The organism is uncultured Roseovarius sp. (assembly GCF_963972555.1).
In the GTDB taxonomy this organism is placed as follows: Bacteria; Pseudomonadota; Alphaproteobacteria; order Rhodobacterales; family Rhodobacteraceae; genus Roseovarius; species Roseovarius mucosus.
Genome location: NZ_CAXAUM010000016.1, coordinates 1 through 14374, shown reverse-complemented (window position 1 = coordinate 14374; position 14374 = coordinate 1). Strand labels below are relative to the sequence as shown.

Here is a 14374-nt window from a genome sequence, read left to right as displayed (position 1 = left end):
TCATGCCCCTCCCGGCCCGGTGCCTGCCGCCTGCGCCAGATGCGCCAGCACCTGATCGCGCGGCCCGTCCACCGCCATGCGCCCGGCTTGCAGGATGAGCGTCCGGCTCGTCAGGCTCAGGATCGGCATCCGATGCGTCGCAATCACCGCCGTGCGCCCCTTGAGCCATGTCTCAAGCCGGCTCACCAGCGTGCGCTCCAGCGTCTGATCCAGCGCCGCCGTCGGCTCGTCCAGGAGACACACCGCCGGGTCCTGCAACCAGAGCCGCGCCCAGCCAATGCTCTGCCGCTGCCCCTGGCTCAGCCCCTGTCCCCCGTCGAGGATCTCCAGATCCAGCCCCTTGGGATGGCCGCGCACAAAGGGCCCCAACCCGGCAAATTCCAGCGCCTGCATCAACCGCCCATCATCGCGCTCCAGCAGTGTCAGGTTCAGGTTCTCACGCAGGCTGCCCGTGAACAGCCGCACATCCTGCCCCAGATAACCGATCATCCGCCGCAGATCGCGCGGCGCGATCTGCCCCATGTCGGTGCCATCCAGCATCAACCGCCCCCGGCTCGGGGCGTAAAGCCCCGACAAGAGCTTGAGAAAGGTCGATTTGCCCGACCCGTTGGTGCCCAGCACCGCCACCACCTGACCGGGCTGAATAATCAGCCCCGGAATATCCAGCACCGGCGCGCCCCCGGCATCATAGGCAAACTGCACCTCGCGCAGCTCATAGGCCCCGGTCAAGGACGTGCGCCGCAAATAGCTGCGCCCCTCGGCCTCGTCCTGCTCTGCCAGCGCAATCGCATCCAGCCCCGCCAGCGCCGATTTCACATTGCCCCAGCGCGCCAACGTCCCCGATAGCTGCGTGAGCGGCCCTAGCGTACGGCTGGTCAGAATCCCCACGGCAATGATCGACCCCACGGTGAATTCGCCCGCAAAGACCAGATAGGCGCCAAGGATCACCGCCACGATATAGGTTGCCTGCTGCACGGCCTGCGCCCAGAAACTCAGCACCGATCCAAGCCGCCGCTGCTCGCTCGACTTGATCGCCTGAAGCGCCGTCAACTCGCCCCAGATCCGGCGAAACCGGTCCTCGGCCCGCTGCGTCTTGAGCGTATCGAGTTCGAAAATCGCCTCATGCAAGAGCCGCGCCCCCCGCGCTCCCGCCCCCTGCATCTCGTGGGTCAGACGCATCATCCGCTTTTGCAACAGGAAGCCGGGCAGCACCATGATGATCCCGCCCAGAATGAGCACCCAGACCACATTGCCCGCGATGGACGCCACCAGCGCCAGAAACACCACGATGAACGGCAAATCCGTCAGCGTTCCGATGGTCGAGGCGGTAAAGAACTCCCGCACCGATCCGAATTCCCGCATCGCCGAGAATATCTGCGACGGGCTTTTGCTCGCGATCTCTGATCGCATACCCAGAATGCGATCCATCAAAATGCGCTGCACATTGAGTTCTATCTGCCGCCCGGCCCCGTCCATCAACTGCGCCCGTGCGATCTTGAGCGCCGCTTCCATCAGCAGCGCCAGACCTGCCCCCGCCGCCAGAACCCACAGCGTCGCCTCGGATTGATGCGGGATCACCCGGTCATAGACCTGAAGCGCAAAGAGCGCGACCGCCACCGCAAGGATATTGGCCACAAGAGAGCCCAGCGCCACCTCCGCGATATGCCGGCGGAACCCGGAAAACTGGCTCCAGAACCAATGCGGCGCGGCCTCTGGCGCGTCATGCGCGCGGCTCAGGCTCTGCACCGGCGCATCGGCCCGCACCACAAGGCCGGTAAAGAACGGCTCGAACTCGGCGAGGTCCACCTCGGCCCGCTGATCGTCGCAGGTGGTATCATGGATCGTCAAGACACTGCCCGCCTGTGACAGCACCAGCACGAATTGCCCGCTCGTCATCTGTGCCAGCGCGGGCCATTGATCGGGATGCGGATGCGCCACGGGCTCGACCCGCGCCATCAACCCCGCCGCCTCAAGCCCATCGGCCATCGCGCGTGGCTGTGGCTGATCGGCGGGGCCACCGCCTGCCTTGCTCGCGATCATCGCCTCCAGAATGTCGCGCTCGACCGCCTCGACCCCCAAAAGCGCGGCATAGGCCACGCCCAACTTGGCCCGCGCCACCGCCCGCTCGCCAAACCGCGCAGCGGCGGGCTGCGGCCCCTTGGCCCCGCCCTTGCCCTCTGCCGCGCGCGCGCTGGTGGTGATCGTCAGGGCGACGGGGGCTTTGGTCAAATCCGACTCCCCTCCGCCAGCACGCCCAGATGCCGCGCCAGTTGCAGCCGCGCCAGCGCCAGTTCGTATTTCAGCGCCAATGCCCGCGCCTGCCGCTCGGCAAAGGTCTCGTAGACGCCGACCACATCCATCACGTCACGCTGCGCGGCATCATATTGCGCCTGAAAGAGATCCAGATTGGCCTTGGCGGTGTCGCGCAACATGCTCGCCTCGCCCACCTGCCGCGACAGGGCGCTCAACTGCCCCTCCAGCCGCTGCACGACGCGATTGCTGTCCTCATCAGCCTGCGCGCGGCGGCGCTTGGCGGCTTCCTTTTCGGCCTCGGCGACCTTCAACTGCGCCCCGGTGCCCAGGCCCAGCAATTGCTCGGACCGCAGGTTGAGCCCGAAACTCGTGTCGCCATTGCCCACCGTGCCCCCGGCGGTCAACCCCGGCAAGAGGCCCGCCCGCGCCATCACCGCCTCGGCGGTGTCGCGCTCGGCCTCGGCCATGGCACGCAACACATCAAGCGACTGCACCGATCCTGCATTGACCGGCACCTCCGACAGGCCCGTGATCCCGCCCAGGGGCCGCACCGCCATGGCGTTCAATTCCGCCAGCGCCGTGGCCTCGGCCTCTTCTTGCCCGGCCATCACCTCGCGGATTTCCGCCAGACGCGAGCGCAGAATATTGAGGTCGGACATATCCGACACACCGCCCTTGACCCGCTCCGACATGATCCATTCGAACCGGCTCATATCCTCCAGCGTGCGCCGCTCCAGCGCCAGACGCTCGCGCGCCTGCGATGCATCGAGATAGAGTGACAGCCCTTCAAAGACGCGCTTGTTGACATCCTCGGCCAGCATAACGGCGGCCACTTCGACATCGGCCTTGGCAAAATCGCGCTCGGCCTTCTTGCGGCCATTGTCAAAGAGCACCTGCTCGACAATCAACTGACTGACCATGTCGCTCAGGCTGGTCAGGCTGATGTTGGGTCCGATGCGCGGCAACCAGTTTTTCGACGCCGCCTCGGCGCGCAACCGCGCGCTCAGCAAATCCGCCTCGGCGCTGCGGCTATAGGCGGCCAGAACCGATCCCGCCACCTCGTCAAAACTGCTGCCCGGCACCAGAACCGACCGGCGCGCCTGCAAGTCGCGGATGATTTCCGATTGCGCGGCTTCCTTGGCCCGGGCCTCTTGATCGGGCCGCAGGTCCGGCCCCGCGGCGGCACGCGATACTTCGGCGTCGCGGCCCCCGTCACGCAAACACCCCGCAAGCGCCAGACAGGTCCCCGCCAGCAACAACCCCCTCGTTACAATCCCCATACATAGCCCTCCGACCTTCCGGCCTTATCTTTGGAGACGCGCGCCCCGGCACGGGCGCGCATCCCTGTTCGGCCTCAGGTAACGACCTGAATGTCCTCATCCACAACGATCCGGGCCTCGGTGCCCAGCGTGTAGATGTCATAGGTCTGACCGTCGATCACCGTGCTGCCCGCGGCCTCGGCCCCGCTCAGCGTGACGCGGTCATCCGCGCCGCCCTGCACCAAAACCGTGTCGCTATTGCCCGACAGGGCCAGAACCTGCGCTTCGGTCAGGCTCAGTTGCGCCTGATCGCCAAACCGCAGATCAATCGTCTCGATGTCAAAGGCGCTCAGGTTGGGATTGGCGATGTTGACAACCGATGTGCTGGTCTCGTCGAGCACGACATAGGTGCTCGCGGTATTGCCCCCGGCATCGGTGCTCGTCACCACAAGCTGCGAGCCATCCGAGACCGGCGATAGCCGCCCCGCCCCGTCGAGAAAGAAGTAATCCGTTTCGCCGGTGAACTGGTTGGCCTGCTCGCCCAGCGCCAATTCCCGCACATTGCCACCGGTGTCGACTTGATGGATGCTGACATCGTCCGCGCTCGTTTCCACCGTGGCATTGCGATAGCCGTCGCCCTGCCGGAAATAGCCAACGATCCCCGGCGTCTCGGGGGCGACCATGTCCAGCGTCAGGCTGCCCGTGATCTCATGGGTATTGCCCGCCCCGTCGGTGGCTGAAACCACCATCGCGGCCTGACCGTCCTGACGGGGAATGTCCCCGTTGGGCAGGGTCACCGACCAATTGCCATTGGCATCCACAACCGCCTGATAGGTGCGGCCAAAGAGCCGGACTTCGGCGCTCGATCCCGGCTCGACCTGTCCTGTCAGGGTCACACCTGCCGCCGCCTCAGAGATGTTGATGATGTTGTCCGGTGTCACCGGCCCATCCTGGCTCAGCTCATTGACCAATGTATCGACCCGCACCGTATCGGTGAGGAACGCGATATTGCCCGCCGGATCGGTCACATCGACCCGCAAGGCCACATCGCGCTCGCCGGGGGCAATCTCATTGGGGCCAAAATTCGCCACCCAATTGCCATCGGCCGCCACCTGCGCCTCGTGCTGCACCCCGTCGATGGTGACAAACACCCGGCTGCCCGGCTCGATCGTGCCCGTGACACTAAACCCGCCAGTGGCAACGTCATTGTTGATGACGTCGCGCCCATCCGCACCAATCGCAAGGTTGAGATCGCTGAGGCTGAGGTTGTCGACCTGCGTATCAACCCGGACTGTCGCCTCGACCTCGGTCGGGTTGCCAGCCGCATCGACCGTGCGCGCGTTCACCTCGGGCACATGCGTGCCGCGCGTGATCTCGGCGCTCTCGTACCGGCTCTGCCAGCGGCCCGTGGCATCGGCCTGCACCGTATGCTCGACCCCGTCGAGACTGACCACGACCGTCGCCCCGGCATCCGCCGTGCCCGTGACCAGCACCCCGGCATCGGCCTCGGCCCCGTTGATGACGCCGTCGCCACCAATCGCGCCAGCGTTCAGCGTCAAGAGACCGGCCTCGGTATCCACGCTCACGGCTTGGCGCAATTCGCTGACATTGCCCGCCGCATCCGTGGCCACCGCCACGATGTCGCCCGTGAAGGTGCCTGCCGCGATCTGCGCCCCGGTAAAGGTCGCGGTCCAACGACCATCCGCCGCCACGACCGCATCCACCACCGCATCACCAAAGCTCAGCCGCACCGTCGATCCCGGCTCGACCGTGCCGCTCATCGTGAATCCGTCGCCCTGCTCGGCGGCGTTGATCACGCCATCCGCGCCACCCGGCGTGCCGGTCATGCCGAAATCGCGCACCTCGGTGTCGACATGCACCGTGCCACTCACATCCGCCCGGTTGCCCGCCGCATCGACAGAAATCGCTGTAACCGGCGCATCATAGGTTCCGGCCGCCAGCGCACTGCCTGCGACATTGGCCACCCAAGTGCCCGAGGCGTTCGCGACCACATCCTGCGTCACCCCGGCAAAGGACACCGTTACCGTGGCCCCCGGCGTGGCGCTGCCGGTGATCGCCACCTGCCCGCCGGCTTCCACCAGATTGACGGTGCCATCGCCGCCGACTGTGTCGGTCGTGATGCTCAGATCATTGGCCTCGGTATCCACGCTCACGGCTTGGCGCAATTCGCTGACATTGCCCGCCGCATCCGTCGCCACCGCCACGATGTCGCCCGTGTAGGTGCCTGCCGCGATCTGCGCCCCGGTGAAGGTCGCGGTCCAACGACCATCCGCCGCCACGACCGCATCCACCACTGCATCGCCAAAGCTCAACCGCACAGTCGAGCCCGGCTCGACCGTGCCACTCATGGTAAAACCGTCGCCCTGCTCTACGGCGTTGATCACGCCATCCGCGCCACCGGGCGTACCGGTCATGCCGAAATCGCGCACTTCGGTGTCAACGCGGAATGTTCCGCTGGTGCTGCTGGCATTGCCTGCGGCATCGACCGTGGTCGCCGTCACCTCTGCCTCATATTGCCCACCGGGCAGCGTGCCGGGATCGAACTCTGCCGTCCAGGTGCCATCTTCGCCGACGACCACCTCGCGCGACACGCCCTCGACCGTGACCGTCACCGTGGCCCCCGGCGTCGAGGTGCCCGTGATCGCCACACCTGCGGCCTCTTCCACCAGATTGACGACACCATCGCCGCCGACCTCACCGGAATTGATCACAATCGGATGCGGCACCGTATCAATCGCCACCACATCCGTGACCACAGTGGAATTGCCAAAGCCATCCGTCGCGGTGATCACCACCTCGACCTCACGCTCGCCACCCGGAATATCGGCGGGGTCAAAGACCACTTGCCACTGACCATCCTCGCCGATCACCGTGGTTTCGGTAACCCCCTCGACAACAACTGAAATCTCGGCCCCCGGCTCACCGCTGCCGCTGATTTCGATGCCATCCTCGTAGTCCTCGGCATTGACGATATCATCGGTCGAAACGACACCGTCCTCGATGACCACCTCGGGCGGCGTGGTGTCGATCACCACCACCGGCCCCTCCAATGTGGTTTCGGTGCCATCGGGTTCCTTGACCACGACAACCACCTCGTGCTCGCCATCCTCGGGAAAGGTCTCGCCCTCAAAATCGACCTGCCACTTGCCGTCTTCATCAGCCTCGGTGGTGACGGTCTTGTCGCCGATGGTCACATCCACATCCGACCCCGGCTCGGCGTCGCCCGTGATGGTGATCTTGGGGTTTTCCTGATCGCCGCCAATCGTGATCGTGCCGTCCTCATTCACCGTGGGCTCGATCCGACCGCGGCCGCCACCGCCGCTATCGCCACCCCCGGCCACAACCGCCGCCGCAACACCAGCCGCCCCGACACCGCCCAGCCCCAAAAGACCGCCACCACCCAAGAGCGCGGCCCCCAGCATCGACACTTCGTCATCTTCTGCCGGCGCTGTAATCTCGTTGCCGCCCAGAAAGATCAGCTCCTCATCCGGGCTCCACTTGGCCCACTGCTCGGTCGGGCCGTATTGCGCATAGACCGGCCCATCGCCGCCCTCGCTCACCGTCACCTCGTTGAGATAACCGTCGGCGCTGATGAACAGCCGACTGACAGGGGCCCCGGTTGCGGAATAATATCCCTCCAGCACCACAACCCGGCCATCCGCCAGATTGATGACAAGGTTCGATCCATCCCGGGCATAGCCCTGGATTTCCATCTGCCGAAGATTAAGAGAAATTTCTTGTCCGCGACCCGCCGGGATGACAGTAACACCATCTTGACCCGGAATTGACCCACGCTGCGAATTGCCCGCATCTGTGCGAGCGACAAAATCAATCGCTTTCATAACACCACCACTCTGACCTCAGGGTTCGACACTTTGGTGTGTCGATTTGCTTTATTGCTTCATAATTATCTTTTTTCCGCCGCAATCGCTAGATGTTTTTGACGCAGCCCCCCCAAAATACGCCGCTTTTCCATAGATATGGACGGACTGAGTCTATTTGGGCACGCCTCGCCACACGGCTGAGTCGATCACACGTTTCGCAATACAATCATGCCGCACATCGCACCGCGTACCCCTGCGACGAGGGGTTGACGCGCACCCTGCCGATCAACACAGTCACAAAGGTTTCAATCCCGTCATCACAGGACCTTCCCCTTGACCACCCAACTTTCCGATACCGTTGGCCTTCTGCGAGAGTTGATCGCCTTTCCCACGATCTCCGAACTCAGCAATCTCGACATGATCGCCTATCTCGGACACCGGCTTGAATCGGCGGGCGCACGGGTCGACATCTTTCACGATGACATCGGCCACAAGGCCAATCTCTTTGCCACCATCGGGCCAGAGGTGGACGGCGGCATCGTGCTTTCTGGTCATTCCGATGTGGTACCGGTGGCCCAACAGGATTGGGCCTCGGACCCGTTCGAGCTGACCGAACACGAGGGACGGCTTTATGGGCGCGGCACCTGCGATATGAAAGGCTTTATCGCCGCCGCCACCGCCATGGCCCCCTATTTCGCGGAACGGGTGCGCGACCGTCCCATTCACTTTGCCTTCACCTATGACGAGGAAGTCGGCTGTTTCGGGGCGCAAGCCCTTGTCGAAAGCCTGCGCGCCCGTGGCCTACGCCCCGGCGTGGCCATCATCGGCGAGCCCACGATGATGCGCGTGATCGAGGGGCACAAGGGCTGCTATGAATATACAACCCATTTCTGTGGTCTGGCCGGGCATGGCTCTGCGCCCGACCGGGGCGTGAACGCGGTGGAATACGCCGTACGCTACGTCAACCGCCTGTTGGAGCTAAGCGAGGCCCTACGCGCACGCGCGCCCCGCGACAGCCGCTTTGATCCGCCCTGGACCACCATCAACACCGGGTCTCTCAAGGGCGGTGTGGCCCATAACGTGATCGCCTCCAACGCCACGATCGAATGGGAAATGCGCCCCGTTCAGGCGGCAGACGCCAATTTCGTCAAAGAGGACCTGCGCCGCTATTGCGAGGAAATGCTCCTCCCCCGAATGCGCGAGATTTACCCCGAGGCCAGCATCGTGACCGAAATCATCGGCGAGGTGGATGGGCTAGAGCCCGCAGAGGTAAACGAGGCGCGCGACATCATGATGGAACTCACCGGCGCCAACGGGGCCGATCTCGTGCCCTTCGGCACCGAGGCGGGGCTGTTCCAGAGCTATGGCATGTCTGCCGTGGTCTGCGGCCCCGGCTCGATTGATCAGGCGCACAAACCCGACGAATATCTCTCGCTCGACCAGCTCCAGCAATGTCTCGACATGCTGGGGCGGCTGGGTGACCGGCTTGGGCGCTGAGCACGTTGTCATGACGGGACCACACCGCCCCGGCCCCAGAGCCACAGCCTCCACCCCGCCGCAACGAGGTCCCGGGTCAAGCCCGGGACGGGTATGGCTTCGATCCAGCGCAGCACGCCCCAAGGGGCGATAGCGGCCGGCGCACAGCGCGCCGCCGCTCACACCCGCCGAAACGTCAGGTAGTGCGGCACGCGCCCTTCGCGCAGCGCCTTTTGCTCGTAGCGCGTGGAAATCCAGTCCTCCCACGGCCTGCGCCAGTCTTCAGGCCCCTCGGCCAACCACTCAAAGCCCGCGCGCGGCACTTCCTCTAGCGTCTGGCGCACATAATCGGGAATATCCGTGGCAACGCGAAAAACCGCACCCTTTTTCAACACCTTGGCCAGCGGTTGCAGATGCTCTTGCGTCACGAACCGCCGCCGGTGATGCCGCGCCTTCGGCCAGGGATCAGGATAGAGCAGAAACGCCCGCGACACGGAGCCCTCGGGCAGCACATCGAACATGTTTCGCGCGTCACCGGGATAAACCGCCACATTCTGCGCCTCTGCCGCCCGGATTTTCCCCAAGAGCATCGCCACCCCGTTGATGAAGGGCTCACATCCGATGATTCCGGCTTGGGGATTCTGCACGGCCTGATGCACCATATGCTCACCGCCGCCGAACCCGATTTCCAGCCAGACCTCACGATCCCCGAATAACGATTTCAGATCAATCGGTTGCCGATCGGGGTTCACGTCCCAATCGACGGCCCCCGGCGACAGTTTCGCCAGATCCTCTTCCAGATAGGTTTCCTGGCTTGGCCGCAGGGTCTTGCCCTTGAACCGGCCATAGAAATTGCGCCACGGCGCGCCTGTCGGATGTCTATCTTGGCTCATGTACAGTTAAACTGGCGCGCGAAGATCACGCGCCAGCCCTTTGATCACACAGCTTTTTTCAGAGCGTCAACCAGATCGGTCCGCTCCCAGCTAAAGCCGCCATCGGCCTCGGGCGCGCGCCCGAAATGGCCATAGGCCGCAGTGCGCGCATAGATCGGCCGCGTCAGCGACAGATGCTCGCGAATACCGCGCGGCGTCAGGTCCATGCACTGTGCCACGGCCTTTTCGATGGCGCTTTCATGCACCTCTCCCGTGCCATGGGTATCGACATAGATCGACAGCGGCTTGGCCACACCAATGGCATAGCTCAGTTGCAGCGTGCAGCGCTTTGCGAGCCCCGCGGCGACCACGTTCTTGGCCAGATACCGCGCGGCATAGGCGGCCGAACGGTCCACCTTGGTCGGATCCTTGCCGGAAAACGCGCCGCCGCCATGCGGGGCCGCCCCACCATAGGTGTCCACGATGATCTTGCGGCCCGTCAGACCCGCATCGCCATCCGGCCCGCCGATCACAAAGGTGCCCGTCGGGTTCACATGCCACTCGGTCTCATCACTCAGCCAGCCCGCCGGCAGAACCTCACGGATATAGGGCTCGACAATGGCGCGGATGTCGTCGCTGGTCTGGCTCTCATCCGAATGCTGGGTCGAGAGCACCAGTTGCGTCACCGCGACCGGGCGACCATCCTCATAGCGCAGCGTCAGCTGCGATTTGGCATCCGGCCCCAACGTGGGCTCAGCACCCGATTTGCGCACCTCGGCCAGCCGCTTGAGGATGGCATGGGAATAAAGGATCGGCGCGGGCATGAATTCCGGTGTTTCGTCCACGGCATAACCAAACATGATGCCCTGATCCCCGGCCCCGTCCCGGTCCACGCCCTGCGCGATATGCGCCGACTGCGGATGCAGCAAGTTCTGCAAGTTCAGGGTGTTCCAGTGGAAGGCATCCTGCTCATAGCCGATGTCGCGCACGCAATCGCGTACGATCCCGTCGATCCGGCCCATGAAATCCTTGAGTCGCGATTGATCGGTCAGACCGACCTCACCGCCCACAACCACGCAATTCGTGGTGGCAAAGGTTTCGCAGGCGACGCGTGCATTTGCTTCTTCGGTCAGAAAGGCATCAAGAATGGCATCGGATATCCGGTCACACACTTTATCCGGATGCCCCTCCGAAACGGATTCGGAGGTGAAAAGGTAATTCTGTCTTGACATGAAGTTGCTCCATTTGATGTCACCGCCACGCCAGGAAGCCGTTGTGGGGGATTAGCGCGTGGTTACGCCGCTCTAGAACCTGCGTCAATGCCTATATGCGCGCAGCTCTGCGCCTGTGATCCAACCGCGACAGACCCAGAAAAATAAGGAAAATTACCAGCATCGGCGCATCGCCCAGCCGTGCATAAACCGTTGGCGGCAAAGGCGGTGGCAGCGCCGCATCGCGCCAGCCCGCCTCCCCCAATGGCAGAGACTCAGTCACCCGACCGGTTGCGTCGATCATGGCCGAAACGCCTGTGTTGGCCACCCGAACCATTGGCAGGCCAAACTCGGCGCTGCGCAATCGCGCCTGCGCAAGATGCTGATAGGGGCCAGAAAACTTGCCAAACCAGGCGTCATTGGTGATGAGCAGGATGAAATCCGCCCGCCCCGGTGCCGCCCGCAGATCCTGCGGAAAAACGCCCTCGTAGCAGATCAGCGGCAAGGCGCGCCCCAACGCGCCCATCTCGATCACCTGCGCCCCCGGCCCCGAGGAAAACCCCTGCCCATTCTTGGCGGCCATGCCGTGAATCCCGAATTGTACCAGGTGGTCGCCATAGGGCATGTATTCGCCAAAGGGCACCAGATGGTGCTTGTCATAGACCGCCGCCACGCTGCCCCCGGCCTCAACCAACGCCAGCGTGTTGTAGAGCCGCATCTCGTCGCGGCGTTGCAGCCCCACCACCACCGGCACGCTCCCCGCCGCGTCGGAAATCACTTCCAGCGTGCTCGCGGCGCGCTCCAGCATCACCGGCACCGCCGTTTCCGGCCACACGATCAAGTCGGGACGTTCCCCGGCCGCCGAAAACGCCAATTGCCGATCAAAGAAACCCTGGATCTTGTCAGGGTCCCATTTTTCATGCTGCGGCGCGTTGGGCTGGACCAGCCGCACCGTGGCCGCCTCTGACCCTGCGCTTGTGTCAGGCGTCAGCAAGGCGCCCACAGGCCACAGGATCACCATGGCCCCCAAGGCCAGCAGCGCCCGTCGCGCACCGGTCATCGCCGCCCACAACGCCACCGCCGCCAGCAGCACCAGCGCCGTCAGGCCAAGCGACCCAAGGTACGAGGCCCAATGCAAGAGCGGCGTGTCGATCAGAACATGCCCCGGCTGCGCCCATGGAAAGCCCGTCAACACATAGCCCCGCGCCAGTTCGATCAGCCCAAGGCCACCGACGAACCCAAGCGCTCCGCCCCCCATGGCGCGGCCCAGCCCAAGGCCCACCGCCCAAAACAGCGCCAGCCCCCCGGATAGCCCCAAGAGCGCAAAGGGCGCCATCCAGCCATGCCGTGCCACATCGACCAGAAACGGCTCGATGATCCAGTTGAGCGAGACAACGAAATAGCCGGTGCCAAAGGCCCAGCCGATACCCGCCGCCTGTCGCCCCCCGGCGGCGCGCCGAAACAGCCCATAGGCAAGCGCAAAGCCCAGAACACTCAGCGGCCACGCCCCGACGGGCGCCTGCCCAAGCGCAGCCATGGCCCCCAGTGCCCCAAGCACAAGAAGACGCCAGCGCCCAGAGCGGCCCGCGACCTGATCCATCAGGGCCGCGGCCCGGCCTGTTTCACTCATTCCTGGCCTCAGGCAGACGCACGCGCACGCGCTTGATGCGGCGCGGATCGGCCTCCATCACCTCGATCACCGGCCCTGCGGGATGCTCGATCACCTCGCCGCGTACAGGCACCCGCCCCAGCAGCATGAAAACCAGACCGCCCAGCGTGTCGATCTCTTCCTCGTCGATCTCGTCCGCCTCGGTCAGCGAGATGCCGATCTCGGCCTCGAAATCCTCGAGCGGGGTCTTGGCAAGGGCCACGTAACTGCCGGGCTTTTCCAGCGTCCAGTAATGATCCTCGTCGATGTCGTGCTCATCCTCGATCTCGCCCACCACCTGTTCGATCAGGTCCTCGATGGTCACAAGACCGTCCACACCGCCATATTCGTCGATCACCAGCGCCATATGCCGCCGCTCGGCCTGCATCTTCTGCAACAACACGCCAATCGGCATCGACGGGGGCACAAACAGCAGCGGGCGCAACATATCCTCTAGCTTGAACTCCTCGGTATCCCCGTTGAACCCATGCCTCAGCGCAAAATCCTTGAGATGCAGCATACCGATAGGCGAATCCAACGTCCCCTCATAGACCGGCAGGCGCGACATGCCGCTGTCGCGGAACACATGCACAAGGTCCTCTTTCGAAATCGTGTTGGGAACCGAGACGATCTCGGCCTTGGGAATGGCCACATCCTCGACGGCCATATGCCGCAGGTTGCCCATACCCGGCACGCCATAGGCTTGAGCCGGATGCTCATGCTCAGCCTCGGTCACTTCGTCATTGGTCGAAAAAACCCCCAAGATGCGGCGGAAAAATCCGCCCGACTCTTCGGTGTCCTTGTCATCGTCCGGCGGCGCGCTCTGCGCTGCCATAGACGATCCGTCGATACTCTCGCCCATCCATCTCTTTCCAGGTGACGGGGCACAGAGGCCCCAGTACGGCTAATATGGGTCACTGACCCCAAGTTTGCCAAGTATCTCCACCTCAGTTGTTTCCATCAGAGTGGCATCTTGGTCACGCACATGATCATAGCCCAACAAATGTAACACTGCATGAACGATCAGATGCGTCACATGGTCCGCAAGCGGTTTGTCGCCTTCTGCCGCCTCGCGCGCGCAGGTGTCCCAGGCAATCGCAATATCCCCCAACTCCGGATCATACCCCGGCAAGGGTGGTTCAGGCACGGCACCGGGCATCTCTGCCCCGCGCTCCTCGCTCGGCCAGCTTAGCACATTCGTGGGCTGCGGCTTGTCGCGGAAATCCTCGTTCAGCACGGCAATCCGCGCATCGTCACAGCCCAGCAGGCTGATTTCCCAATCCTCCGGGTTCAGCGCCAGATGCTCCAGCGTGGCCCGCGCCGCATGTTCGGCCAAATCCTCCAGCCCCGCCGCCTCCCAGCGGTCGTCCTCGATCACCACATCGCACAGCACAGGGCTTAACCTTCCGCCTCGTAGGCCTCGATGATCGCGGCCACCAGCGGATGCCGCACCACATCCTTGGACGTGAAATAGTTGAAACTGATCTGCGGAATCCTGGTCAAGAGCCGCTCCGCATCCGCCAGTCCCGAGGGCACGCCGCGCGGCAGGTCGATCTGCGTACGGTCGCCGGTGATCACCATCCGGCTCCCCTCGCCCAATCGCGTCAGAAACATCTTCATCTGCATCGAGGTCGCATTCTGCGCCTCGTCCAGAACGACAAAGGCATTGCTCAGCGTGCGTCCGCGCATGAAGGCCAGTGGCGCAATCTCGATCTTCTTCTCCTCCATCAGTTTTTGCACCTGCTTGGCCGGCAGAAAATCGTTCAGCGCATCATAGAGCGGCTGCATGTAGGGATCGACCTTGTCCTTC

The 14374-nt window shown here is 63.9% G+C and carries 10 protein-coding genes and 1 riboswitch; of the genes, 1 reads left to right on the top strand and 9 read right to left on the bottom strand.

Annotated elements, in window-relative coordinates:
* From AACZ65_RS14185 to AACZ65_RS14175, 3 genes are all read right to left on the bottom strand, one after another.
* Positions 1–2229, bottom strand: a complete 2229-nt coding sequence (locus AACZ65_RS14185; RefSeq protein ID WP_339671912.1) for an ATP-binding cassette domain-containing protein — start codon at positions 2227–2229, stop codon at positions 1–3.
* Positions 2226–3533 (bottom strand): TolC family protein, encoded by a 1308-nt coding sequence (locus AACZ65_RS14180; RefSeq protein ID WP_339671910.1) that lies wholly within the window; start codon positions 3531–3533, stop codon positions 2226–2228. Before AACZ65_RS14180 ends, AACZ65_RS14185 begins: the two co-directional genes overlap by 4 nt.
* A 74-nt stretch (positions 3534–3607) precedes the next feature.
* Complete coding sequence (locus AACZ65_RS14175) at positions 3608–7246, bottom strand: Ig-like domain-containing protein (RefSeq protein WP_339671908.1); 3639 nt, start codon at positions 7244–7246, stop codon at positions 3608–3610.
* A 444-nt stretch (positions 7247–7690) separates the two neighbouring features.
* On the opposite strand from AACZ65_RS14175, the gene argE reads away from it, so the two are divergent.
* On the top strand, positions 7691–8854 hold the full coding sequence (gene argE / locus AACZ65_RS14170; protein ID WP_037268944.1) for an acetylornithine deacetylase: 1164 nt from the start codon (positions 7691–7693) through the stop codon (positions 8852–8854).
* A 158-nt stretch (positions 8855–9012) separates the two neighbouring features.
* Here argE and trmB read toward each other — a convergent pair whose 3' ends face one another.
* From trmB to AACZ65_RS14140, 6 genes are all read right to left on the bottom strand, one after another.
* Positions 9013–9726, bottom strand: coding sequence for a tRNA (guanosine(46)-N7)-methyltransferase TrmB (gene trmB, locus AACZ65_RS14165; RefSeq protein ID WP_339671905.1), 714 nt, complete (start codon positions 9724–9726; stop codon positions 9013–9015).
* Positions 9727–9770: 44 nt separating this feature from the next.
* Positions 9771–10937 (bottom strand): methionine adenosyltransferase, encoded by a 1167-nt coding sequence (gene metK / locus AACZ65_RS14160; RefSeq protein WP_339671903.1) that lies wholly within the window; start codon positions 10935–10937, stop codon positions 9771–9773.
* A gap of 5 nt (positions 10938–10942) precedes the next feature.
* Positions 10943–10990, bottom strand: a riboswitch (SAM-SAH riboswitch).
* Between the two features lie 38 nt (positions 10991–11028).
* The gene (gene lnt / locus AACZ65_RS14155) at positions 11029–12546 is read right to left on the bottom strand and encodes an apolipoprotein N-acyltransferase (RefSeq protein ID WP_339671901.1); all 1518 of its coding nucleotides are present in this window, start codon (positions 12544–12546) and stop codon (positions 11029–11031) included.
* On the bottom strand, positions 12539–13426 hold the full coding sequence (locus AACZ65_RS14150) for a hemolysin family protein (protein WP_037268933.1): 888 nt from the start codon (positions 13424–13426) through the stop codon (positions 12539–12541). Before AACZ65_RS14150 ends, lnt begins: the two co-directional genes overlap by 8 nt.
* Positions 13427–13468: 42 nt before the next feature.
* Positions 13469–13957 carry an rRNA maturation RNase YbeY gene (ybeY, locus tag AACZ65_RS14145; protein ID WP_339671898.1) on the bottom strand — a complete coding sequence of 163 codons (489 nt, stop codon included), beginning with the start codon at positions 13955–13957 and terminating at the stop codon, positions 13469–13471.
* A 5-nt stretch (positions 13958–13962) separates the two neighbouring features.
* A partial coding sequence (locus AACZ65_RS14140; RefSeq protein WP_339671896.1) for a PhoH family protein occupies positions 13963–14374 on the bottom strand: 412 nt, incomplete at its 5' end.